27 protein-coding genes and 1 pseudogene are annotated in these 24,325 nt (G+C 34.0%); 12 read left to right on the top strand and 16 right to left on the bottom strand.

Going from position 1 to position 24,325, the window contains the following annotated elements; translation table 11 throughout:
• From ACNQGX_RS00355 to ACNQGX_RS00315, 9 genes are all read right to left on the bottom strand, one after another.
• Entirely contained in the window at positions 1-1,389 is a 1,389-nt protein-coding gene (locus tag ACNQGX_RS00355) for a bifunctional UDP-3-O-[3-hydroxymyristoyl] N-acetylglucosamine deacetylase/3-hydroxyacyl-ACP dehydratase (RefSeq protein ID WP_417972982.1), read from the bottom strand.
• Positions 1,382-2,425, bottom strand: coding sequence for a UDP-3-O-(3-hydroxymyristoyl)glucosamine N-acyltransferase (lpxD, locus tag ACNQGX_RS00350; RefSeq protein ID WP_417972980.1), 1,044 nt, complete (start codon positions 2,423-2,425; stop codon positions 1,382-1,384). Before lpxD ends, ACNQGX_RS00355 begins: the two co-directional genes overlap by 8 nt.
• A gap of 40 nt (positions 2,426-2,465) precedes the next feature.
• A complete protein-coding gene (locus ACNQGX_RS00345; protein WP_417972978.1) occupies positions 2,466-3,695 on the bottom strand; it encodes an HD domain-containing protein in 1,230 nt (409 codons plus the stop codon).
• Between the two features lie 321 nt (positions 3,696-4,016).
• Complete coding sequence (locus ACNQGX_RS00340) at positions 4,017-4,595, bottom strand: protoglobin domain-containing protein (RefSeq protein WP_417972976.1); 579 nt, start codon at positions 4,593-4,595, stop codon at positions 4,017-4,019.
• A gap of 203 nt (positions 4,596-4,798) precedes the next feature.
• Positions 4,799-5,278, bottom strand: coding sequence for a GyrI-like domain-containing protein (locus ACNQGX_RS00335; protein WP_417972973.1), 480 nt, complete (start codon positions 5,276-5,278; stop codon positions 4,799-4,801).
• A gap of 34 nt (positions 5,279-5,312) precedes the next feature.
• A complete protein-coding gene (locus ACNQGX_RS00330; RefSeq protein WP_417972971.1) occupies positions 5,313-5,852 on the bottom strand; it encodes a GNAT family N-acetyltransferase in 540 nt (179 codons plus the stop codon).
• Positions 5,849-6,133, bottom strand: coding sequence for a toxin-antitoxin system YwqK family antitoxin (locus tag ACNQGX_RS00325; protein ID WP_417972969.1), 285 nt, complete (start codon positions 6,131-6,133; stop codon positions 5,849-5,851). Before ACNQGX_RS00325 ends, ACNQGX_RS00330 begins: the two co-directional genes overlap by 4 nt.
• Before the next feature lie 199 nt (positions 6,134-6,332).
• A complete protein-coding gene (locus ACNQGX_RS00320) occupies positions 6,333-7,199 on the bottom strand; it encodes an alpha/beta hydrolase (protein WP_417972967.1) in 867 nt (288 codons plus the stop codon).
• A gap of 147 nt (positions 7,200-7,346) precedes the next feature.
• On the bottom strand, positions 7,347-8,231 hold the full coding sequence (locus tag ACNQGX_RS00315) for a WG repeat-containing protein (RefSeq protein ID WP_417972965.1): 885 nt from the start codon (positions 8,229-8,231) through the stop codon (positions 7,347-7,349).
• A gap of 481 nt (positions 8,232-8,712) precedes the next feature.
• On the opposite strand from ACNQGX_RS00315, the gene porX reads away from it, so the two are divergent.
• From porX to ACNQGX_RS00290, 5 genes are all read left to right on the top strand, one after another.
• On the top strand, positions 8,713-10,266 hold the full coding sequence (gene porX / locus ACNQGX_RS00310) for a T9SS response regulator signal transducer PorX (RefSeq protein WP_417972963.1): 1,554 nt from the start codon (positions 8,713-8,715) through the stop codon (positions 10,264-10,266).
• 85 nt (positions 10,267-10,351) lie between these two features.
• Positions 10,352-10,759, top strand: coding sequence for a tRNA (adenosine(37)-N6)-threonylcarbamoyltransferase complex ATPase subunit type 1 TsaE (gene tsaE / locus ACNQGX_RS00305; protein ID WP_417972961.1), 408 nt, complete (start codon positions 10,352-10,354; stop codon positions 10,757-10,759).
• A gap of 10 nt (positions 10,760-10,769) precedes the next feature.
• The gene (locus ACNQGX_RS00300; protein ID WP_417972959.1) at positions 10,770-11,243 is read left to right on the top strand and encodes a GNAT family N-acetyltransferase; all 474 of its coding nucleotides are present in this window, start codon (positions 10,770-10,772) and stop codon (positions 11,241-11,243) included.
• Between the two features lie 94 nt (positions 11,244-11,337).
• A complete protein-coding gene (locus ACNQGX_RS00295) occupies positions 11,338-12,537 on the top strand; it encodes an alanine dehydrogenase (RefSeq protein ID WP_417972957.1) in 1,200 nt (399 codons plus the stop codon).
• 36 nt (positions 12,538-12,573) lie between these two features.
• Positions 12,574-12,948: a DUF4258 domain-containing protein gene (locus ACNQGX_RS00290; RefSeq protein WP_417972955.1), complete on the top strand. Its 375-nt coding sequence runs from the start codon at positions 12,574-12,576 to the stop codon at positions 12,946-12,948.
• 203 nt (positions 12,949-13,151) lie between these two features.
• On the opposite strand, the gene ung is transcribed toward ACNQGX_RS00290, so the two are convergent.
• Positions 13,152-13,832, bottom strand: coding sequence for a uracil-DNA glycosylase (gene ung, locus ACNQGX_RS00285; protein WP_417972953.1), 681 nt, complete (start codon positions 13,830-13,832; stop codon positions 13,152-13,154).
• Between the two features lie 113 nt (positions 13,833-13,945).
• Here ung and ACNQGX_RS00280 point away from each other — a divergent pair, with 113 nt between their 5' ends.
• The 4 genes from ACNQGX_RS00280 to ACNQGX_RS00265 all read left to right on the top strand — a co-directional run bounded on the left by ACNQGX_RS00280 (position 13,946) and on the right by ACNQGX_RS00265 (position 17,270).
• Positions 13,946-16,111 carry an endonuclease MutS2 gene (locus tag ACNQGX_RS00280; RefSeq protein ID WP_417972951.1) on the top strand — a complete coding sequence of 722 codons (2,166 nt, stop codon included), beginning with the start codon at positions 13,946-13,948 and terminating at the stop codon, positions 16,109-16,111.
• 93 nt (positions 16,112-16,204) lie between these two features.
• The gene (locus tag ACNQGX_RS00275) at positions 16,205-16,525 is read left to right on the top strand and encodes a GIY-YIG nuclease family protein (protein WP_417972949.1); all 321 of its coding nucleotides are present in this window, start codon (positions 16,205-16,207) and stop codon (positions 16,523-16,525) included.
• A gap of 119 nt (positions 16,526-16,644) precedes the next feature.
• Complete coding sequence (locus tag ACNQGX_RS00270) at positions 16,645-17,061, top strand: thiol-disulfide oxidoreductase DCC family protein (RefSeq protein WP_417972947.1); 417 nt, start codon at positions 16,645-16,647, stop codon at positions 17,059-17,061.
• A gap of 77 nt (positions 17,062-17,138) precedes the next feature.
• On the top strand, positions 17,139-17,270 hold the full coding sequence (locus ACNQGX_RS00265) for a hypothetical protein (protein WP_417972945.1): 132 nt from the start codon (positions 17,139-17,141) through the stop codon (positions 17,268-17,270).
• 61 nt (positions 17,271-17,331) lie between these two features.
• On the opposite strand, the gene ettA is transcribed toward ACNQGX_RS00265, so the two are convergent.
• The 4 genes from ettA to holA all read right to left on the bottom strand — a co-directional run bounded on the left by ettA (position 17,332) and on the right by holA (position 20,747).
• Positions 17,332-19,026: an energy-dependent translational throttle protein EttA gene (gene ettA, locus ACNQGX_RS00260; RefSeq protein WP_417972943.1), complete on the bottom strand. Its 1,695-nt coding sequence runs from the start codon at positions 19,024-19,026 to the stop codon at positions 17,332-17,334.
• Positions 19,027-19,063: 37 nt separating this feature from the next.
• Positions 19,064-19,453, bottom strand: a complete 390-nt coding sequence (locus tag ACNQGX_RS00255) for a four helix bundle protein (RefSeq protein WP_417972941.1) — start codon at positions 19,451-19,453, stop codon at positions 19,064-19,066.
• 33 nt (positions 19,454-19,486) lie between these two features.
• Positions 19,487-19,669 carry a CAL67264 family membrane protein gene (locus tag ACNQGX_RS00250; RefSeq protein WP_417972939.1) on the bottom strand — a complete coding sequence of 61 codons (183 nt, stop codon included), beginning with the start codon at positions 19,667-19,669 and terminating at the stop codon, positions 19,487-19,489.
• A gap of 73 nt (positions 19,670-19,742) precedes the next feature.
• Entirely contained in the window at positions 19,743-20,747 is a 1,005-nt protein-coding gene (holA, locus tag ACNQGX_RS00245; RefSeq protein ID WP_417972937.1) for a DNA polymerase III subunit delta, read from the bottom strand.
• 48 nt (positions 20,748-20,795) lie between these two features.
• On the opposite strand from holA, the gene ACNQGX_RS00240 reads away from it, so the two are divergent.
• The 3 genes from ACNQGX_RS00240 to ACNQGX_RS00230 are packed head-to-tail and all read left to right on the top strand — an operon-like array spanning position 20,796 to position 23,144.
• Positions 20,796-21,245, top strand: coding sequence for a type I restriction enzyme HsdR N-terminal domain-containing protein (locus tag ACNQGX_RS00240; RefSeq protein ID WP_131917266.1), 450 nt, complete (start codon positions 20,796-20,798; stop codon positions 21,243-21,245).
• 13 nt (positions 21,246-21,258) lie between these two features.
• Positions 21,259-22,266 (top strand): glycosyltransferase family 2 protein, encoded by a 1,008-nt coding sequence (locus tag ACNQGX_RS00235; RefSeq protein ID WP_417972935.1) that lies wholly within the window; start codon positions 21,259-21,261, stop codon positions 22,264-22,266.
• Between the two features lie 44 nt (positions 22,267-22,310).
• Positions 22,311-23,144 carry an OmpA/MotB family protein gene (locus ACNQGX_RS00230; RefSeq protein ID WP_131917264.1) on the top strand — a complete coding sequence of 278 codons (834 nt, stop codon included), beginning with the start codon at positions 22,311-22,313 and terminating at the stop codon, positions 23,142-23,144.
• Between the two features lie 73 nt (positions 23,145-23,217).
• On the opposite strand, the gene ACNQGX_RS00225 is transcribed toward ACNQGX_RS00230, so the two are convergent.
• Both ACNQGX_RS00225 and ACNQGX_RS00220 read right to left on the bottom strand, forming a co-directional pair.
• A complete protein-coding gene (locus ACNQGX_RS00225; RefSeq protein ID WP_131917263.1) occupies positions 23,218-23,838 on the bottom strand; it encodes an L-threonylcarbamoyladenylate synthase in 621 nt (206 codons plus the stop codon).
• 167 nt (positions 23,839-24,005) lie between these two features.
• A pseudogene (locus tag ACNQGX_RS00220) lies at positions 24,006-24,293 on the bottom strand (GIY-YIG nuclease family protein).
• Positions 24,294-24,325 lie beyond the last annotated feature (32 nt).

Here is a 24,325-nt window from a genome sequence, read left to right as displayed (position 1 = left end):
CTATTGTTTTTTGGCAATTTGAGCCATTAATTCTGCTTCAGCAACTAATTTTCCATTTGCGTAAGCATTTGCTTGCATGTGACAAATTCCTCTTCTGATAGGAGTAATTAAATCACACTTAAAAATTAAAGTATCACCAGGTAACACTTTATGTTTGAATTTGACATTGTCTATTTTCATAAAATAGGTCAAATAATTTTCTGGATCAGGAACGGTACTCAATACCAGAATTCCTCCTGTTTGTGCCATTGCTTCAACAATTAAAACGCCCGGCATAACTGGAGCTTCAGGAAAATGTCCAACAAAGAAATTCTCATTCATTGTTACATTTTTCATACCCACAACATGGGTTTCAGACATCTCAATGATTCTGTCAATCAATAAAAACGGGGGTCTATGAGGAAGAACCGCCATGATTTTATGAATATCCATTAAAGGCTCTTGATGTAAATCATAAACAGGAACATGATTTCTTTGTTCTATTTTTATAATTTTAGCCATTTTTTTTGCGAATTGTGTATTCACAAAATGACCTGGTTTATTGGCAATTACCTTTCCTTGAATTCTTGTTCCAATCAAAGCTAGATCACCCACCACATCAAGCAGTTTGTGTCTTGCCGCTTCATTTGGATAATGCAACGTAAGGTTATCTAAAATACCATTTGGCTTAACGGTTATTTCGTCTTTTCCAAAAGCTACTTTTAAACTCTCCATGGTTGATACCGAAATTTCTTTGTCTACATAAACGATGGCATTATTTAAATCGCCTCCTTTTATTAAACCGTTTTCCAAAAGAGATTCTAATTCATGCAAAAAACTGAAGGTTCTGGACTCTGATATTTCAGTTTTAAAATCAGCAATGCTTTTCATTGTAGCATTTTGAGTACCTAATATTTTAGTGCCAAAATCTACCATTGCAGTAACTGAATAATAATCGTTTGGCATTACTAATATTTCGCTACCAGAAGCTTCATCTGTAAAAGAAATAACTTCTTTTACTACATATACATTTCTTTTTGAGTTCTGTTCTTCTATTTCTGCTTTTTCAAGAGCTTCAACAAAATATTTAGACGAACCATCCATTATAGGCAGCTCTGAAGCATCTAGCTCTATAATAACATTATCTAAATCACAACCAATTAATGCTGCTAAAACATGCTCAGGCGTTTGAATTTGCACCCCTAATTTTTCTAAATTGGTTCCTCTTTGAGTGTTCACAACATAATTTGCATCAGCTTCAATAATAGGTTGTCCTTCCAGATCTACTCGAACAAAAGTAAAACCATTATTGACTGGAGCAGGTTTGAAAGTCATTTTTACTTCTTTTCCTGTGTGTAATCCGACTCCAGTTAGCGAAATTTCTGTTTTGATGGTCTTCTGTTTAACCATTGTTTCCATTTTTTTGGTTTAATATTTGTTTTTTTAATTCTTCTATTTCTGCAACAATTTTAGGCAAATTCTTGAAATGAACATACGATTTACTAAAATCATTGTATCCAAATGCAGGACTTCCTTGCAAGATTTCATCATCTTTTATATTTCGTCCCACACCTGATTGCGCTTGGATTCGAACATTATTTCCAATAGTTAGATGTCCAGAGATTCCAACTTGTCCGCCAATCATGCCACTTTTTCCAATTTTTGTAGAACCTGCGACACCGGTTTGAGCGGCAATTACGGTGTTCTCACCAATTTCAACATTATGCGCAATCTGAATTTGATTGTCAAGCTTTACTCCTTTTCTGATAATGGTAGAACCCATTGTAGCCCTGTCAATAGTAGTACAAGAGCCAATATCTACATTATCTTCAATAATCACATTTCCTATTTGCGGAATTTTAGTATAAGTTCCGTCCGGATTTGGTGCAAAACCAAAACCATCAGCACCTATTATAGCTCCGGAATGTATCGTACAATTATTCCCGATTTCGGTCTCCGAATAAATTTTTGCGCCAGCGAATAAAATTACATTATCCCCTATTACTACATTATCTCCAACGAAACAATTAGGATAAATTTTTACATTTTCACCCAAAACTACATTCTGTCCCACATAACTAAAACTACCAAGATATAAATTATCTCCGTATTTTACACTCTGCGAAAGGAAAGAAGGCTGCTCTATTCCACTTTTATTCAACTTCACCTGATTGTAAAACTCTAATAATTTAGAAAATGCGGCATACGCATCCTGTACTTTTATTAATGTGGTAGTTAAAGGTGATTCCGGCACAAAAGTCTCGTTAACAATTGTGACTGAAGCTTTTGTGGAATATATATAATTAAGATATTTAGGATTTGATAAAAAAGTAAGTGATCCTTCAGCACCTTCTTCGATTTTTGACAATCTAAAAACTTCTGCCATGGGATTCCCGACAACTTCTCCTTCTAAAATCCCTGCTATTTGTTCTGCTGTAAATTTCATTGCGACAAAAATATAAAAAAATAGATTTTAAATGGTCTTTTTATAACAGTTGTTTTGGGAAACAAATATAATATTTGGTCACCAATTTAGATAACGATTTTAAATTCAGCTGGTCGGAAGATTCTATAACGTCTTCGATTGTGCTGTCTTTTTTCAAAATTCGTATTGGTTCCGCTTCTTTACTGTAGGCTTGGTTTTTTATTTTACCTTTAAAAATAAAATAATTGGTCTCTAATAATGAAATATTATTCTCCATCGCAAAACGTTCTTTTAGCGGCTGTAATTCCTCAATCATCACTTTATCACTCGTTAATTTTATTTTTAGTAAATCTCGATTGACAATCATTTTACTTAATGATGACAAAATAAAATCATCTTGTTTTTGCCAAGATTTTAAAGCACCAATAATATCAAAATCATCTAATTGAGCAAACAAATCCAACGTTTCAGCGTCAAAAGTCTCTATAGTCACTTTGTTTTGCATGAAAAATAATAATGGTTCACTGCAAGGCAATGGCACTCCTTTTAGCGTCAGTTCTTTGGCGCGTTTTAAGATTTTCATCAAAATCAACTCTGCCACTAAACTGGTTTTGTGTAAATACGCCTGCCAATACATCAATCGTCTGGACATCAAAAACTTCTCGACGGAATAAATTCCCTTTTCTTCAATTACCAAGTAATCGTCCACCACATTCATCATTTGAATCAGTCGCTCCGAATTGACATTTCCTTCTGCCACTCCCGAGTAAAAACTGTCGCGTTTCAAATAATCCATTCGATCCATATCCAATTGACTGGAAATCAATTGCAACATGAATTTCCTATTGTATTCTCCTTTAAAAACCTGAATTGCCAAACTTAACTGACCGTTAAATTCCACGTTCAATTGGTTCATGAATAACAGCGATATTTCTTCATGATGCACATCTTCAACAATGCTTTTTTCCATAGCATGTGAAAAAGGGCCATGACCTATATCATGCAATAAAATAGCAATATACAGCGCATTTTCCTCTTCGGGAGATATCGAAATACCTTTGAATCGCAATACATCGACTGCTTTTTGCATCAAATGCATACAACCCAAAGCATGATGAAAACGCGTGTGATTGGCTCCCGGATAGACTAAATACGACAATCCCATCTGGGAAATGCGTCGCAGCCGTTGAAAATAAGGATGCTGGATTAAATCGTAAATTAAGGCGTTAGGAATGGTAATAAACCCGTAAATGGGATCATTGAATATTTTCAGCTTATTGATTTGACTCACTATAACTTTGTTTTGGTCAACAAATATAAGTAAATTAGAGTTTATAATTAAAAACGTGTAGTATGCTAGTTATAGATGTAATAAAAAGGATCTTAGTTCAAACCGTACAGTTTGTCAATTTCGACGAAGGAGAAATCTCATCAAGTTATTCTGATTATGTGATTCCTCCTACGTCGGAATGACAATATTACCAATAAATATTCCAATATTTTTAAAAATAAAATGGTATTCGGTGAAAAACAAAAAGAATAACCCGATTAGTCTTTTGATGAGAAAAAACAAAAACCCGGCTATTCCAATTTTTCGAGACAGGGTTTTCAATCAGAATTCATTTTTGTTGATATAAGGATACGTCCAAAGAATTACAGTAAGTGTTACGGCTTTAAACCAAGCCGAATACATTGCTTCCACTGTTTCGGCATCGTGACCTTTTTTAGTTAAAAATCCTTTGATAGTTGCCGTGATTGGAAAAATAAATGCTACCATATAACGGTAGTGAATAATAGGAACGGTGTCCACATCGTCCGTTTTGTTTTTCTTACTACTGTGATGTCTCAAAGCAATTTCGTGTTGATAGTTCAGCCAAGTTTGGTCATACGGCTTGTTGCATAAGTCCATAATCCATTGTTCAAACCTTGCTCTAACAGCTGTGAGATAGTCCATATTGGGCTGTCCATTTTTAGAAAAATAATGAACCAAGTGTTCGTTACCCCCCACAAAACCATACCAAAGGTCAAGTATCTCATTTGTTTGGTCTTTCAATACTTCGCCTGCAAGACGCAGATTTTTTTCATCTTCTTCCGTAAACAATACCGTTTTTTTAAGGAGCTCTAAATCGGCAATGCTTACCGGTGATTGCCCTACTTGCCCATAGGCATACCCTTTGATGTCTTTTTCCATTTTTTTAAATTTAATTAATGAAACAAGATATAAAGTTAGTAAATAAATTTATGAATTTTACTAAAAACAGCATCGTTACTAACTGAAAACCAATTATTTAATACCGTATGTATTTACAATGTAAAGACAGCAGTTCAAAATGTATTGGGTTCATCGTTCATTTTTGTAACCAAAAAAGTAGCGAATTTTGATAAGAAGGATTCTTATTTCAGTTGGATTGGAATCCAAATTTCCTCTTCAGAACTGGTATCGTTATTCTTGTATTTTTCTCCTAATAGTTCAAAATGCATTCTGTCATCCAAAACGTATTCAGAGTTGGGCAACCAAGTTTCAAAAATATACTGAAATGTCTTTGAAGCAGTCGTCACATCTCCTTTGTGAACAAAAACCGCATACAATCCTCCAGCCAAAGCAATCGGTTCCATTGCCTCTGGAATTTCATTAAAATCAGTTACAGCAACGGCTGCCCATTTTTCGAACTCAGTATTGGGATTAAAAGTATTAAAATACAAGGCGTCGTATTTTTGCATGGAATACAAATCAATCCCAATATTATTTTGAATTTCTTTACGTCTTGGCATAAAGCTTTTCCATAATTCCGCTGTTTTATTATTGGATAACGAAAGTGTAATTCGTTTGCCAATTAGCTTTTTCTCCGATAGTCTTTCAATTCTTGGAATCATATAAAAAATGCTTTTTTTTAGAATGAGCGAATGATTAATCAGTTGCTAAAATAGCATAACCGTAATTATCGGACCAGCCGGATGGCAAGGGCAACAATTTTCGGGTGTGGGCTTCTCTTGTCATTCCAGTTTTTTCCAAAACGCTGATGGAACCAATATTTCCCACCGCACAACCTGCTTCAATACGATGCAGATTCAGTTCATTAAAACCAAAACGGAGAATTTCTTTCAAAGATTCTGTAGCGTAGCCTTTTTTCCAATGGTCTTTGTGGAATTTAAACCAAACTTCGGCATTTTTATATTTTACTTTCCCCAAATTGATTCCAATTAATCCTATAATTTGGCTTCCAGTATTTAATTCGACCGCAAAAGTAAAATTGGTTGTAAGCACTTTGTTGTTTTCAAAAATCCACTTTTCTAATAGTAGTTTTGTTTCTTTAATATCTTCCGGAATTCCTAACGTATTGAATTCATCGGTTTCTTTCAAAGAATGTAATTCGTGAATATAATCTAAATCCAATAATGCAATTGGCCTTAGAATTAATCGTTCCGTTTTGAGGATTATGGTGTTCATTTTTTGTTTTTAATAATCTTATCGTTTTCAAAAGTCTCTTGATATTCTACTTGATCGTTTCTGTCATACCGAATAAAAGAACCATTTTTCTTGCTGTTTTTGAAATTTCCAACTTGCCAAAGCTGTCCGGTCTCTCGATAAAACAGACACTCTTCTTCCATCAATCCATTTATAAAAGTACCTTTCGCTTTCACTTTTCCGTTTTTGAAAAAATAAGTCAATTGGTCCCCAACTAACTCATGAGCAATTTGTCCGTTTACGTAATATTTTTTATCTAACATATTAATTTAATTGCATTTTTAGTTGAGAATTGATCCAAGTCCAAATGACGCCAAGAATCCTATAACTACCAATATTGTCTTTTTCATTTCATCCTATCTTAAAATTAATTGTTTCGCTGTTTTTGCTTGCAAATAATAATTCCTGTGAGGGATTATTATCGAACCGCTTCCCTATTCGAGTGTTCGGGTGCACTATTTTTTACTTTTCAGTTGCTATTGGATACAAAATTCTCAGAGCGTTAAAAACGGCTTGATGCGTTATTGTGGCATGGTCTTCCTGTGGCAAATAGTCAAAATTTACTTTTACAGTTTTAGATTTTGTACTTTTTAATTTTTCTGTTAAAAGATTTGCATCTACTTCCATTACATGTGGAATCTCGCTTGGTGCAAGTCCTTCTTTACCAACTCCTATGTAAATATCTATTTTTTTATTGAAGTTTTCTTGATAAATAGCTGAATTTTGACGCAATAAGGAGCCATTGTCCCACCACAAACTTGGACTTATTATGATATATTTATTGAATAAATTAGGTTTTTTAAGTAAAATTTCGATGGCTAAAAGTCCGCCTAATGATTGTCCTATAATGGTTTTTGAATCGTTTGTTTTGTATTTTTTTTCAATATAAGGCTGTAGTTCATTTTCAACAAATGAAATGAAATTTGCCGATTTTCCGGAAGTTAAAAATCTTTTTTGATCTGCTTCGATGGTGGTTTGATACGTAAAATCTCTTTTTCGGTCAACATTTGCAATTCCAACAACAATTGATTTTGGAACTCTATTAATCCAAGAAAAGTTGTTGAATTGAAAAAGTCCAACAACGTGAATAAAATCTTCGTCTGCTGAACCATCCAGTAAATAGATTACAGGATATGTAATGGTGTCGTTTTGTTGATACCCCTCCGGAAAATAGATATTTAACACCCTTTTTTCTGATAATACTTTTGAATATATCTCTTCGGTAATTCCAAGAACAAAAGGTTTACTATTTTCTTTTGGCTTAATACTTTGCGAATTTGATCCTGTTGTAAAAAAAAGCACTATTAAAATCAGTATTGGTTTCATCATTTTGTTTTTCTTCAAATATTTTAACAAGCGAATGTGTGTGACATTCTTTTATATTGTTAATGTTTTTGTAATTCTAATTAATTTTATTTTCGGGTAAGAGTGGGACGATTTCACTAGAGGTATGAAACGTCTGTAGTGCAACAATTTTTAATATTCATATGAGTAAATTTCATCTTTCATGTTTTTTCTTTTTAGTAAAATATATTCCTTTCTTAATTCGATGTTATCATATATAACATCTTTTACAACAGTCCCATTGATGTTAATTAAGCCTACTTTATTGTTTTGTTTTATAATAAAATATCGCCAGTTTTGTGAAGATTGTATTTCATCATAGATTAATGGAATTATCAATTCATTTAATGAATTTATTACACCATATTTATTTTGTTTTATTATAATTTGAAACAAGCTTTCTCCCATAGAATGATGTCTAAGAGTCTCAATGAAATTAATATCTTTTTCTAAATATTTAACATCGTATAAATTTTGAATGTCTAAAATTTGAGGTTCATTATTTTTTGTAGCAAATATTTTATAGTTATCAATAGTATAAAATTTATATTCTTCTGCAATTATATTTTTTCCATTATAATCATATATTCCATGTAAGTTTTTATCGTTTTTTGTTATATAAAAATCGTCATTTTCTGTTGAAGAAATATCTATATATTTTACAGGAATTACTATATTACCATTTGAATCAGATAATCCAAATAATGAATTTTCTGTCCAAAGAATAAATCTATTGTAGTTTCTGGGTAATAAAAATTGATATTGTACGGGAATTAGTTCTTTATTATCAAGGGAAAAAAGACCATATAATTTTTTATCGTGTACAATTAGTCTATTATTTTTAAACTCTATAAAGTCGTATTTAAATGGAATTATATTGTTGTTTAGACTATCAACAACTCCATATTTATTGTTTTTTCTTTCTATAAATCTATTTTTCTCAATTTTGGTTTTAAAACTTTGTGAATAAATTAGACTTGTGAATAATATAAATATTATTAAAATTCTTTTTTTCATAGTTTTTTTAAATATCGTTCAAATCATGTACATACTTGATAAAATCATCCCAATCCACCCAAAATTGTCTGGCTTGGTCTGATAAATACCAAATTATTGTTATTTCCAAATGTATAATAAATTCATTACAAATAATGTAATCTGGTTTTGTTTTCAGAAAATTTTTCTTACCCAAAAGCAGTACTGAACCGCAATCATTCTCGCAAGCGCGTGAGGGATGGAAGCGGCATCCTTTCCTTTTTTCTTTAAAAAGGAAAGATATAGCGTCCCGATAGCTATCGGGAAGCCCGACCCGGACGGAGTTTACGGAGGATGGGACACGCCCAGAACCAAACCTAAAACAAACCCAAAGCAAATTGTAATTTTATAAAATGTAGTGTAAGTATGTTAAAAAATTATCATAATATTAGCAGGTAGCCGTTACAAAAAAATGTAATTTGGCACTTTAATTTAGTACTTTAGAACACTTGTTTATACAATTATGGATAAAATAAAAATACTTTGGGTAGATGATGAAATCGACCTTTTGAAACCACATATCTTATTTCTGGAAAAGAAAAATTACGAGGTAACGACCTGTAACAACGGGCTTGATGCCATTGCAATTTTTGAGGAAAACAATTTTGATATTGTTTTCTTGGATGAAAATATGCCCGGAATGAGCGGTTTGGAAACCCTGTCAGAAATGAAGGAGAAAAAATCATCGGTTCCCATGATTATGATTACTAAAAGCGAGGAAGAATACATTATGGAGGAAGCCATAGGTTCTAAAATTGCCGATTATTTGATCAAACCCGTGAATCCAAACCAGATTTTGTTGAGTTTGAAGAAAAATCTGGATCATTCTCGATTGATTTCGCAAAAAACAACACTCGATTATCAGAAGGAATTTAGAAAAATCACCATGGAAATGGCGATGGTGAATTCCTATGAAGACTGGATTGAGTTGTATAAGAAATTGATTTTTTGGGAGCTGGAATTGGAGAATATCGACGATCAGGGCATGGTTGAGATTTTGGAATCCCAGAAAACAGAAGCCAATTCGCAATTTGGAAAATTCATTGAACGCAATTATGAAGATTGGTTTGCACCAAAAGCCGATAGGCCGGTGCAATCGCATACTTTATTCAAAGAATTAGTGCTTCCCGAACTCAAGAAAAAAGACAAACCTATTTTATTTGTAGTGATTGACAACCTGCGTTACGACCAATGGAAAACCTTTGAAAGCGTCGTAGGGAATTACTATAAACTGGAAAAAGAAGTGCCTTACTACTCTATTCTTCCTACGGCGACGCAATATGCGAGAAACGCTATTTTCTCTGGTTTGACACCGTTGGAAATGGAAAAACAGTTTCCGCAATACTGGAAAAATGACCCGGAAGAAGGTGGAAAAAACCTTTTTGAAGCAGAATTTTTGACGGCACAATTGAAACGATTGGGTTTGAATATCAAGGAAGACTATTTTAAAATAACAAGTCTTGCCGGCGGAAAAAAATTAGCGGAGGGTTTTAAAGCATTAAAAGATAATGATTTAGTGACGGTTGTTTACAACTTTGTGGACATGCTTTCCCATGCCAAAACAGAAATGGATGTCGTGAAAGAACTGGCCTCAGATGATAAGGCGTATCGCTCGCTGACGTTGAGTTGGTTTAAGAATTCCCCGCTATTGGAAATCATCCAACAGGCTCAAAAAATGGGTTTCAAATTGATTTTGACTACCGATCACGGAACGATAAATGTAAAAAATCCATCGAAAGTGGTGGGTGATAAAAACACCAGTTTGAATTTACGTTACAAAACAGGACGTAGCTTGACGTACGAGTACAAAGATGTCTATGCGGTAAAAGAACCAAAAAATGTAGGCTTGCCTACTATAAATATGAGCAGTTCTTATATTTTTGCAAAAAATGATTTGTTTTTGGCCTATGTCAACAACTACAATCATTATGTGAGTTATTACAAAAATACGTATCAGCACGGTGGAATTTCATTGGAAGAAATGATTATTCCATTTTTAGTGTTTAACCCAAAATAAAAAAAGTGGTCAGTTTTCAGTGTTCAGTTTGCGGAAATCCGAGATAACTGAACACTAATTCCTGAACACTGAATACTTAGTATTTATGAATGTTATTTTTTCATTGGACCAACTCGAAGAAGTGGCCAAACAAATTATTGCAAATAGCCCCAAAAAAGTGATTCTTTTTCATGGAGAAATGGGCGTTGGGAAAACGACTTTGATCAAGCAATTGTGTAAAACGCTGGGCGTAACCGGCGCGACGAGCAGTCCAACATTTTCTTTAGTTAATGAATATGAAGCCGATGACAATCAGTTGGTTTATCATTTTGATTTTTACAGATTGAATGATGAAGTAGAAGCTTTGGACATGGGTGTTGACGATTATTTGTATTCCGGCAATTGGTGTTTTATAGAATGGGCGGAGAAGATTCCAAATTTGATTCCTGAAACACATTCGGTTATCACTATTTCGCTGCTTCCTGACGGAAAGCGTTCTTTAACCTTAAGTTAAAAAAGTAATTATGAGTTTAGACAATACCGTAGAAATCATCCCTTTTTCAGCCGCTTTAGCTGCCCCTATAAAAACCTTGAACCTGGAATGGTTGAGAAAATATTTCAAGGTGGAACCCAAAGACGAAATCGTGCTTTCGGATCCGCAAGGGCAGATTATAGACAAAGGCGGAATGATTTTTTATGCGAAATACAATGATGCCATCGTAGGTACCGTTTCCTTAATAAAAATCGACAACATAACCTATGAATTGAGTAAAATGGCGGTAACAGATGGTGTTCAAGGTTTGGGAGTTGGTAAAAAACTGATGCTGCATTGCCTTGCTGTTGCTGAAGCAAAAGGAATTGAAAAGCTGATTTTATATTCGAACAGGAAATTACTGCCGGCGATTCATTTGTATGAAAAATTTGGATTTACAGAAGCACCTTTAGAAGACGGTATTTATGAAAGAGCCGATATAAAAATGGAAAGAATCATGCGTTAATTTCAGCAGTAAATTCAAAGGTATTTATCCCCGTTAATATTGTACTTTTTTTAAAAGTTTTTACGTAAATTGTACCATTAATTTAACAACAGCAATGTCAATTACTATAACTCCATTCACAAAACAACAGTTATTGCCACAAGAAGAAAAACTTGAGGTTGCAAGAAAAAAAAGCGAGCTTTTTATAGGTGTCCCAAAGGAAACCAGTTATCAGGAACGCCGTATTTGCCTTACTCCAGACGCTGTAAACTCGCTGACCTATCATGGGCATCGGGTGATGATTGAGGCTGGCGCGGGACTAAATTCCAGTTATACGGATAAAGAATATTGTGATGCCGGTGCCGAAGTTACCAATGATACCAAGAAAGTTTTCAGTTGTCCGATGATTTTGAAAGTAGAGCCGCCAACGTTTGCCGAAATTGAAATGATGAATCCTGAAACGATTGTATTATCAGCCATACAATTGAAAACCCGAAAGAAAACCTATTTTGAGGCTTTGACCAAAAAGAAAATTACCGCACTTGCTTTTGAATACATAAAAGATGAAGACGGTACGTATCCTGCAGTCAAATCCTTGAGCGAAATTGCCGGAACTGCTTCCATTCTTATCGCTGCCGAGTTGATGATTACCAATGAATTTGGAAAAGGACTATTATTCGGAAACATTACCGGTGTTCCTCCTACCGATGTTGTAATTCTGGGCGCAGGAACTGTTGGTGAGTTTGCCGCTAAAACCGCTATTGGTTTAGGTGCCAATGTCAAAGTTTTTGATAATTCTATTACAAAATTACGCCGTTTACAGAATAATTTGAATCAGCGTATTTTTACTTCTACCATACAACCAAAATCTTTATTGAAAGCATTGAGACGATGTGATGTCGCTATTGGCGCCATGCGGGGAAAAGAACGTTGTCCCGTGATTGTTACTGAAACTATGGTCGAACACATGAAATATGGCGCTGTAATTGTGGATGTAAGTATTGATACCGGCGGTTGTTTTGAAACTTCTGAAGTGACTTCCCACGAGAAACCAACGTTTATCAAAAACAATGTATTGCACTATTGCGTGCCCAATATTCCATCCCGATATTCTAAAACCGCATCGCTTTCCATAAGCAATATCATAACGCCTTATTTGTTGCAAATTGCCTCAGATGGTGGTATTGAAAGCGCTATTCGCTGTGATAAAGGATTGAAAAATGGCGTTTATATGTACCACGGAATCCTCACAAATAGTGCCATTGGCGATTGGTACGATTTACCAAACAACGACATTAATTTAATTGTTTTTTAAGAAAACTTTCTTCTACCTTTGCCAAAAATTTAATTCATGAAGTTTATACATCGTTTTGCTTATTACTTAGTAGGTTTAGTTATCGGATTGTTTTTTGTAGCGTTAGTTTTTAGTGGGAAAGATACCCGTTGTAATTATTTTCCAAATGCAAGAGTCTTAAATGATTTGAGAAATAAACCGTTCCATTATTCGGATAAAGCATCACGCATTCTGGCTGAAAAATGGATTGATACATCCGATATAAAAAATACATTACAATTTGGCGATGTAGATTTTGACAAAAGCAATATCGAACTTAAAAAAGGAAAATTATATATCATCGAAGGAAAAACAATCAAAAACCAAGAAGTTACTTTGAAAGTGATTAATTACTCCGATAAAGCCGTTTTAGAAGATATTATTAAAAAATAGACACTTTAATAGTGTTATTTATGGTTTAATCCTTCCAATAACAATATTTCAATTTGGGCGTGACCCTGCGTAAAAACTTCGGGTCGTGCTGTACGTTCCCGCTTTTTTTTAAGAGGCTGAAACGCCTCTCCAAAAAAAGAGCTTCACTTCCATCACTCACGCAAAGCAGTGTGAAAAAATATTTATATTTTAAAAACACACAATTAATCTTCTGAAATCCAGTTAATTAATTCTAATCCGTTTTGTTTTAAATATTCATTCGTTTTACTAAAATGTTTATTCCCAAACCATTTTCCCTGATTCGCACTCATAGGCGAAGGATGCCCGGATTCTAAAACCAAATGTTTGTTTCGGTCGATTTTTAATCCTTTTTTATGGGCGAAATTACCCCAAAGCAAGAAAACAACATGTTCTTTTTCTTCCGAAATTTTTTGGATTACTGCATCGGTATAAACATTCCATTTTAAATGTTTATGACTGTTCGCATTGTCTTCTCTAACCGTCAGCGAAGCATTCAATAATAAAACGCCCTGCTTTGCCCAAGCTTCTAAATTACCGGAAGTGGGCATGAAAATAGTCCCTAAATCATCACTCATTTCGCGAAAAATATTGCGCAACGAAGGCGGAATTCGAACACCATCATTTACAGAAAAACACAAACCGTTGGCTTCGCCTTTGCCGTGATACGGGTCTTGACCAATGATAACCACTTTTACGTCCTTGAAACTACAATAGTTAAACGCAGCAAAAATCAATTCTTTGGGAGGATAACAGGTGTGATTTTTGTACTCCTCAGCAACAGTTTCCATTAAATCCTGAAAATAGGGTTTCTTGATTTCATCAGATAAAATGGATTGCCAAGAGGGATTGAGATTGATTTGCATGTAATTTATTTTGCCGTAAAGTTCGCAAAGTTTTTCGCAAAGTCCACTAAAAAAATTAATGCATTTCACTTTGAATCTTTGTAACTTTGAACCTTTACAACTTAGATCATAAAATGATATCCATCACCGAAAAAACATTACAAGATTTACAATTTCCAACTGTTCTCGAAACCATTTCGACAATTTGTAATACTGACATTGGAAAACAAAAAGCATTAGAAATCACCCCTTTTAAAGACAAGGAAACGTTGATGCAAGCATTAATGCAAACGTCAGAATATGTTTCGTCTTTCCAAAATAACAATGCCATTCCCAACCATGGTTTTGACGCCATCACGCATGAGATAAAATTCTTGGCCATTGAAGACAGTTTCTTGGAAGTGGGCAGTTTTAGAAAAATCGCCACTATTTCTTCAACGGTAAATTTCCTATTGAGTTTTTTGAGAAAATTCGAGGATTATTATCCAAATTTAAACGCAAGAGCAAACCAAGTCGAACTGACCAAAGAAATCATCACGATGGTCGATGAAATTGTCGACAAGTATGGTGAAATAAAAGACAATGCCTCACCAGATTTATTGAGTATCCGCAGGAATATGAATGTAGTCCGCGGTAAAGTCAACCAAAGTTTTGGATCAGCATTAACACAATACAATGCTTTAGGATATTTGGATGACATCAAAGAAAGTTTTGTGCAAAACAGACGTGTTTTGGCAGTTTTAGCCATGTACCGTCGTAAAGTAAAAGGATCGATTTTGGGAAGTTCTAAAACAGGAAGTATCGCCTATATCGAACCTGAAGCTACCTTACAATATTCCCGTGAATTAAGTAATTTAGAATACGAAGAAAAAGAAGAAATCACCCGAATTTTAAAACAGCTATCCAATCAGATTCGTCCTTTTTTACCGCTGTTAATCAAATATCAGGATTTCCTGAGTGATATTGATGTAATTGCTGCTAAAGCAAAATATGCCGACAGAATAAATGGGATTTTGCCAAAAATTACGGAAGAGCGCCGACTTTATTTCAGAGATGCTTACCATCCTATTTTGTATTTGAATAACAAACAGAAAAACGAAATTACGCATCCGCAAACCATTGAATTACATCAGGAAAGTCGAATAATTGTGATTTCGGGTCCTAATGCCGGAGGAAAAACCATTTCGTTAAAAACCGTTGGATTACTGCAATTGATGCTGCAATCAGGAATGTTGATTCCCGTTCACGAACGCAGTGAAACCTTTTTATTTGATAGAATTTTAACGGATATTGGAGATAATCAATCTATTGAAAATCACCTAAGCACCTATAGTTACCGATTAAAGAACATGAACTACTTCCTAAAGAAGTGCAATAGAAAAACCATGTTTCTGATTGATGAATTTGGTACGGGTTCTGATCCTGAATTAGGTGGCGCATTAGCCGAAATTTTCTTGGAAGAATTCTACCATCGGGAAGCTTTCGGGATTATTACAACCCATTATTCAAACCTAAAAATTCTGGCTAACGAATTGCCTTTTGCCACCAATGCCAACATGCTTTTTGATGAGAAATCATTGGAACCCATGTATAAATTAGCTTTGGGACAAGCAGGAAGTTCATTCACCTTTGAAGTCGCTTTGAAAAACGGAATTCCTTTCAGCTTAATCAATCGAGCAAAAAAGAAAATTGAAGTCGGAAAAGTACGTTTTGATAAAACGATTGCCACACTTCAGAAAGAACGTTCTAAGATGGAGAAAACCTCGCAAACGCTAAAAGAAGAAGAAACAAAAGCGCGCGAAGAAGGCAAGAAAATGGAGACTATCAATGTAAAAATCAAGCAAAAACTGGAAAGCTATCAGGAATTGTATGACAGCAACCAGAAGACAATCTACATTGGTCAAAAAATTGAAGACATCTCGGAGAAATATTTCAACAATAAGAATAAGAAAGAACTGCTAGGTGAATTTTTGAAAATAATTGAAATTGAAAATTCAAAACGCAAAAAAGCGACAACCAAAGAAACAAAAGCATTGATTGAAAAGAAAAAGGAAGTCATTCAAGAAGTAACCGTTCAGGTTGAAGAAATCAGAAAAGAAAAGAAAGAGAAGAAATTGAAAGTAGTGGTTGAAAAACCAAAACCGATCCTAAAAGTAGGCGATCGCGTGCGAATGTTTGATGGAAAATCAGTGGGAACGATTGATTCTATTGAAAAAAACAAAGCAACAGTAAACTATGGCGTATTTACTTCAAAAGTGAGCCTGGAAGCGCTGGAATTCGTTGAAGCGGGGAAAAAGTAGACTAAAGTCTTTGCGAGGAACGAAGCAAACCCACTAAGAAGGACTTTGAAAAGGATATACGACATGAGATTGCTTCATTCCTCGCAATGACAAATGCAAACAAAAACTATGAAACCTGGATTTATCTATATCATCACTAATAAATACCAAACCGTAGTTTATACTGGTGTCACTTCAAATCTTCCGCAAAGAATTTTGGAACACAAAGAAAAAAGATATCCTAATTCATTTTCTGCTCGTTGCAATGCGAATGTATTAGTATATTATGAACAATTTCAATGGATTGGTGATGCGATTGCAAGAGAAAAGCAAATAAAAGCAGGTTCTAGAGAAGCAAAAAATGAATTAATTCGGACTTTAAATCCAACTTGGGAAGATTTATTTGAAGAAATTAAAGATATAATGACGGAATGACTCTAAAACGACAAACACAAGTCATTGCGAGGAACGAAGCAATCACACTAACGAGAACACGAATTGAGTAACTAAATGCGATTGCTTCGTTCCTCGCAATGACATAACAAAACAAGAAAATGCTCAATATTCCTAAAGACAAAAAAATTATCTTATTTGATGGCGTTTGCAATCTATGTGATTCGGCAGTACAAATGATTATTAAGCATGATACAAAAGATGTTTTCCGGTTTGTAGCCTTACAATCTGATTTAGGTCAAAAAATCATCAAGCACTTGGGAATTGACACAAGTAAAACGGATAGTATAATTCTCTATCAACCCGGTTTTGCGTATTATTACAAATCAGAAGCCGTTTTGGAAATTGCAAAAGATTTAAGTGGAATATTTTATTTTGGTGCTTTATTTTCGATACTACCCACTTCATTCAACAATTACATTTACGATTACATCGCTAAGAACCGATACAAATGGTATGGAAAAAAGGAAACTTGCCTAATTCCCACAAAAGAGCTCCAAGCTAAATTTTTAGAATAAAATAATAATTATGATAATTATCATACCTTTTATTTTGTAGGAAGTATAAATTTGGACAATCTTAAATTTAATTAATCATGAAAGACACTTCACTTTTTTCTTGGGATAACGGTTCATTTATAATGATTGTCGTATTCGGTTTAGTAACCATAGGACTGGTTGCCGCAGTTTTCATTATGATGAATTTCGATAAAAAAATAAAAAAATAGCGCAAAAAAAGAGGATGACCACTGGACATCCTCTTGCTATTATTAAAGTAATCAGAATAAATTAGCTTCTAATTAACTTTCTGTATTTCAATCGTTTTGGAGTTAAATCACCACCCAAACGTTTTTTCTTGTTTTCCTCATAATCAGAGAAACCACCTTCAAAGTAGTATACTTCAGAATTTCCTTCGAAAGCCAGAATGTGCGTACAAATTCTGTCCAAAAACCATCTGTCGTGCGAAATTACTACGGCACAACCTGCAAAACTCTCCAACCCTTCTTCCAAAGCACGAAGTGTATTAATATCCAAATCATTCGTAGGCTCATCCAGTAAAAGTACGTTTCCTTCTTCTTTTAAAGTCATCGCAAGGTGCAAACGGTTACGTTCTCCTCCAGAAAGCATGGAAACCTTCTTATTTTGTTCTCCGCCACCAAAATTAAATCGTGACAAATAAGCTCTTGAATTTACTTGCTTTCCTCCCATCATAATCAATTCTTGACCGTCAGCGAAGTTTTCCCAAATCGATTTATCAGGATTTATGTTTGAGTGTGCTTGATCTACATAAGCGATTTTTACAGTATCCCCAATTAAGAACTCTCCTGAATCTGGCTTTTCTTCGCCCATTATCATTTTGAAAATTGTCGATTTACCAGCACCATTTGGTCCAATAATTCCAACAATTCCTGCTTGTGGTAATGTGAAATTTAAATTATCATACAACAATTTATCTCCAAAAGCTTTAGCAACATTTTTGGCTTCAATTACATTAGTTCCTAAACGTGGACCATTTGGAATATAAATTTCTAAATTTTCATCCAATTGTTTTTGGTCTTCATTCAACAATTTATCGTAGTTCTGCAAACGTGCTTTTTGTTTCGTTTGACGCCCTTTAGCTCCTTGACGAACCCAGTCCAACTCACGTTCTAAATTCTTTCTGCGTTTTGAAGCTACTTTTTCTTCCAGTGCCATACGACCTGATTTTTGTTCCAACCAAGAAGAATAGTTTCCTTTCCAAGGAATACCTTCTCCTCTATCCAGTTCAAGAATCCAACCCGCAACATTATCCAAAAAGTATCTATCGTGCGTTACTGCAATAACAGTTCCTGCGTATTGTGCTAAATGTTGTTCTAACCAAAGAACGCTTTCGGCATCCAAGTGATTCGTAGGCTCATCCAGAAGCAAAACATCAGGTTGTTGCAACAACAAACGACATAAAGCTACGCGACGACGCTCACCACCAGATAAATTCTTAATTGGCGTATCGCCTTCCGGAGTGCGCAAAGCATCCATCGCAATTTCTAGTTTGGTGTCGATTTCCCAAGCACCCAATGCATCAATTTTATCTTGTAAAAGCGCTTGACGGTCCATCAATTGCTCCATTTTTTCGGCATTTTCATAGACTTCCGGCAAACCAAAACTATCATTGATTTTATTGAATTCATCTAAAACAGCCATAGTTTCAGCAACTCCTTCTCTTACAATTTCAATAACCGTTTTACTATCATCTAAAATAGGTTCTTGTTCTAAATAACCTACTGTATAACCTGGTGCAAACACTACATCACCTTGGTAGTTTTTGTCAACACCGGCAATAATTTTTAATAAGGAGGATTTCCCGGAACCATTTAAACCCAGAATACCAATCTTAGCTCCATAAAAGAAACTCAAATAGATGTTTTTAAGTACTGGTTTATCTGCTCCTTGATACGTTTTACTCAATTTTGACATTGAGAATATTACTTTTTTATCGTCTGCCATAGTTAAAAGTTTATTGTTTGTTGTTTTTGGTTTATTGTTATTTGAACTTTAAACCTTTGATTTCACAATTATTTAAATAGTTCATCATTGAACCAATTTTGTTTTTTTCTATTTCGGTTATTTCATTTAACTTTAAATGTTGTTCTTCTGAAATTAGTTTTTTATCAAAAGCTCTGTAAGATTGAGATTTTACTTCACCCGCAGAACCTTTTGCAATACTTAAAAACTGTATAAATTCTCTATTCCCGTTTCGTTCAAATCCTTCTGCTATATTGTCCATTATAGAACCCGAACTTCTGTCTATTTGATCTTTAAGTGAATAGTTAGTTTTTAAAGTTGTGGTTTGAATAAGTAACTCAACATATTGACAAATTTCTCTTGCTCTTTGCCAGATTTCTAATTCTTCGAATTTTGATATTCTTGCCATAACTACAAACTATTAACTAAAAACCATAAACAATTATACTCTGCCTTTAAGCGAACTAAAAACCCAAGCATTAGCCAAAAAACCAATACCTACAGCTGCAAATCCCCAACCTGCTACGTCATCGTATCTAAAAGCGCCTAATGCGATAAGCAATAAACCCATTACAATCATTATCAAAGTTGCCCAACCTAAAATAGTGTTTTTATTCATTCCCATAATTGTGGTATTTATTTTAATCCCGATTCCGAAGTCTCGGAATGGGAGTGCAAATATCGGAAATTTTTGTCCTTTAATTAAATATTTTATAAAGCATTTCTCGTAACAAATCGGATTGTGACATCGCATTTGCGCCAACACCTTTACTTTTTACATCAATATCTCTTAAAGCACCAACAATTTGACTCACTTTTTTCATTGGGTAGTTTTTCAAAGCCACATCATATTCTTTCAAAAAGAATGGATTTACGCCTAATACTGCCGCCACATTTTTTGGATTTCTGTCTTTCAAACCGTGGTATTTCAATAACTGGATAAAAAAACCAAAAACCAAACTTGTAGTCACCACCATTGGATTGTCTTTTGGATTCTGGGCAAAGTTTTCAGCAATCGTGTACGCTTTTAACTGGTTGCGTTCGCCAAGTGCTTTTCGCAATTCAAATACATTAAAATCTTTGCTGAAACCTATGTTTTCCTCAATATGCTTGGGAGTTATGATGCTTCCAACCGGTAATATGATTTGCAGTTTTTCCAGTTCATTGTTTATTTTACTCAAATCTGTCCCCAAAAATTCTACCAACATGGCATTTGCTTTAGGCTCAATCGAATATTTTTTACCTGACAAAACACGCTTAATCCACTCTCCTACCTGGTTTTCATATAATTTTTTACTTTCGTAAACGATACCGTTTTTCGCTAGTAACTTGGTTACTTTTTTACGTTTATCCAACGTTTTATATTTATAGCAAAAAACCAAAACCGTTGTTGCCATTGGATTTTCAGCGTAGCTTTCCAGTTTATCTATGGTTCTGATTAAATCCTGTGCCTCTTTTACGATTACCACTTGACGCTCCGCCATCATTGGATAGCGTTTTGCTGTCGAAATAATATCTTCTATAGAAACATCTCTTCCGTATAAAACGGTTTGATTGAATCCTTTTTCCTCTTCGGATAAGACTTTTTCCTCAATATAATCCGATAGTTTGTCAATATAATACGGTTCTTCACCCATCAAAAAATAGATGGGTTTGATGTTGCCGCTTTTTATATCATTTACAATTTTTATAACCTCGTCCATTTTGTCTTTTCTCTTTTATCTATTATCTAAAAGTCCTACTTTTGCTTCATGCAAAAACTCAATTTTCAACTTTATAATTTTCGTTTCAAAAATAGCGAAAATAAAGTCTCCATTTTTGATGAAATCAGGAAAAAATTTATCATTCTTACTCCCGAAGAATGGGTTCGTCAGCATGTAGTCCAGTTTTTATTGGAAGAAAAAAAATACCCGAAATCGTTGATAAATGTAGAGAAAGTTTTAAAAGTCAATGGCTTGCGCAAAAGATATGATGTTGTGGTTTTCAATTCTGATGGTTCCATTTTCATTTTAATCGAATGCAAAGCGCCTGAAGTAAAAATTGCACAAGCGACTTTCGACCAAATTGCAAGATACAATATGACAATGAAGTCCGAATTTTTGATGGTAACCAATGGATTGAATCATTACTTTTGCCAAATGGATTTTGAAAATGAAAAATATCAATTCCTCCCCGAATTGCCAATGTATAAAATCGTATAATCAAATAATCTAAATGAAAATAGCTGTTGTCATCCTGAATTGGAATGGAATTTTATTGTTAGAAAAATTTTTGCCTTCAGTGCTGAAATATTCTCCGGAAGCCACAGTGTATGTTGCTGATAATGCTTCTACAGATGATTCCATTTCCTACGTGAAATCTTTTTTTCCTTCGGTTAAGATTGTAAAAAACGACACTAATTTAGGATTTGCAGATGGATATAATGAAGCTTTGAAGCATATTGACGCTGAACTGTATGCCTTAATCAACTCCGATATTGAAGTGACAGAAAATTGGCTGCAACCCATTCTTAAAACTTTCGAAAATGAGCCAAATACTGCCATAATTCAGCCTAAAATACTCGACTTTAAAAACAAAGAATACTTTGAATATGCTGGTGCCGCCGGTGGTTTTATAGATCAATATGGATATCCCTATTGTCGCGGGCGTATTTTTGACACTTTAGAAAAAGACAACGGACAGTACGATGATAATTGCGAAATATTCTGGGCAACCGGAGCTTGTTTTTTTATTAGAAGTGCCGTTTATAAAGAACTAAATGGTTTTGATGATGTTTTTTTTGCACATCAGGAAGAAATTGATTTGTGTTGGCGTGCCTTTAATAAAGGATATAAAATAAAATACATTTCAGAATCGGTTGTGTATCATGTTGGCGGAGCGACTTTACAGCAAGGAAACCCGAAAAAAACGTTTTTGAATTTTAGAAACTCCTTATTGATGCTGACTAAAAACCTTCCTAAAAATAAATTGTATCCAATTCTTTTAGGCAGAATGGTTCTGGATGGAGTTGCAGGAATACAATTTCTCACGAAAGGAAAATTCAATCATTTTATTGCAATATTGAAAGCACATTTTTCTTTTTACAGACTTTTTTTAGATCATTATAAAAAAAGAACTAAATTTCAAGAACAAAAATACTATAATACAAAAAGTATCGTTTACATCTATTTTATTAAGAAAATCGTTGTTTTTAACGATTTATTTAGAACAAAACAAATATAAAAAAGTAAATTTGCCTTTAACATTTAATTAAATTAATACCATTTATGAAAAAAATAGTAATTGCCTTATCTGTATTAGCGCTATTGACTTCATGTGTTTCTAAAAAGAAATACACTGATTTAGAAGCTAGAAATAAAGAAACTCAAGACTTATTAAATACTGCAACAGTAAAATTGAATGCTTGTTTAGAAGAAAAAGCAGCACTTTCTGCTACTGCGTCTCTATTAAAAGAGCAAAACCAAGGATTGATAAGTACTTCTAAAGACATGACTATCTTGTCTACAAAAGGAGCTGAGAATATTGAAAAAGCTTTAGAATCTATCAAAGAAAAAGATTTAAAAATCAGCAGAATGCAAGATGCATTAACTAAGAAAGACAGTGTAACACTTGCTGTAGTTACTAGTTTGAAAAGTGCTGTAGGAATCTCTGATCCAGATATCGAAATAAATGTTGAAAAAGGAGTTGTATTTATCTCTATTGCTGACAAATTGTTGTTTAAAACAGGAAGTTACGATGTAACTGATAAAGCAAAAGGTGTTTTAGCAAAAGTGGCTAAAGTAGTAAATGACAAACCGGATTTTGAATGTATGGTTGAAGGTCATACTGATAATGTTCCTTATAACGGTTCAGGTATTTTATTGGACAACTGGGATTTAAGTGTGAAACGTTCTACTTCTATCATCCGTGTATTAACAACTCAATTAGGTGTTAAACCAGAACAATTGATTGCAGCAGGAAGAAGTTCATACATTCCTTTAGTAGGAAATGATTCTGCTGAAAACAGAGCACGTAACAGAAGAACACGTATTGTTGTTTTACCTAAAATCGATCAGTTCTACGACATGATTGAAAAAGAGATGAAAAAACAAAGACCATAATTCAAATATAATTTGAACTAAAAAACGTCTTGAGAAATCAAGACGTTTTTTTATGGTTTTTACTGAACACTAATTAAAGAATATCCAGACTTCCTTTACCTTCTCTGACTACAATAGGCTCATCACCTGATAAATCAATAATTGTTGATCCAATATTATCACCATAACCGCCATCAATAACCATGTCGACAAGGTTTTGCCATTTCTCAAAAATGAGTTCCGGATCAGTCGTATATTCTATCACATCATCATCATCGTGAATGGAAGTAGACACAATTGGATTCCCTAGCAACTTCACAATTTCTAATGCTATTGCATTATCTGGAACCCTGATTCCGACAGTAGTTTTCTTTTTGAATTCCTTCGGCAAATTATTATTTCCGGGTAAAATAAACGTATAAGGTCCTGGCAAAGCTCTTTTTAATAATTTAAAAGTGGACGTATCAATCTGTCTTACATAATCAGATAAGTTACTCAAATCGTGACAAATAAAGGAAAAATTAGCTTTTTCCAGCTTGATCCCTTTAATCTTTGCGATGCGTTCCAAGGCTTTGGTATTGGTGATATCACAACCTAAACCATAAACTGTATCCGTCGGATAAATCACCAAACCACCGTCTTTTAAAACCTTAACTACTTTGGCAATTGCCGCTTCATTAGGTTTGTCTTCGTATATTTTTATAAATTGAGCCATTTTTTTTAGTTTATTATTTTACCTTCACTTAGAGTGCAATGTCATTACGTTAAGTCACTTTGGCCGTCTCTTCGAGTGATTTTTAATAGTAATGCGACAGCTTTACTATTAAAAATTGTATCGAGAAGTATAATAAAGCGTTTAATTCTCGATACTTCAAAAGCTCTTTAAAACTTTTTCTTTGCTAAATTAGGAAGTTTGCCATATTCTTCATTAATCAATGCTTCTTTTTTTGCTCTAGATCATTTTTTAATTTTTTTCTCAATATCAATTGCAAAATTAATATCCGTGAATTCACAATAATAAACTAGTTCAACGGGTCTTTTGCTTGCGGTATAACAATCGGGATAAAAACCTGTTTCATGCTGAAAAAGTCTTTGGGTTAAATTACTCATAACCCCAGTATAATACGAATTATCAAAACATTTTAAGATATATACGTAAGACTGTTTCATATTATTTTTCTATAATAATTTTTGTTACATTC

The sequence above is a fragment of the Flavobacterium glycogeni genome (genome assembly GCF_048286775.1).
GTDB lineage: Bacteria > Bacteroidota > Bacteroidia > Flavobacteriales > Flavobacteriaceae > Flavobacterium.
This window is presented reverse-complemented; position numbering and strand designations above follow the sequence as displayed.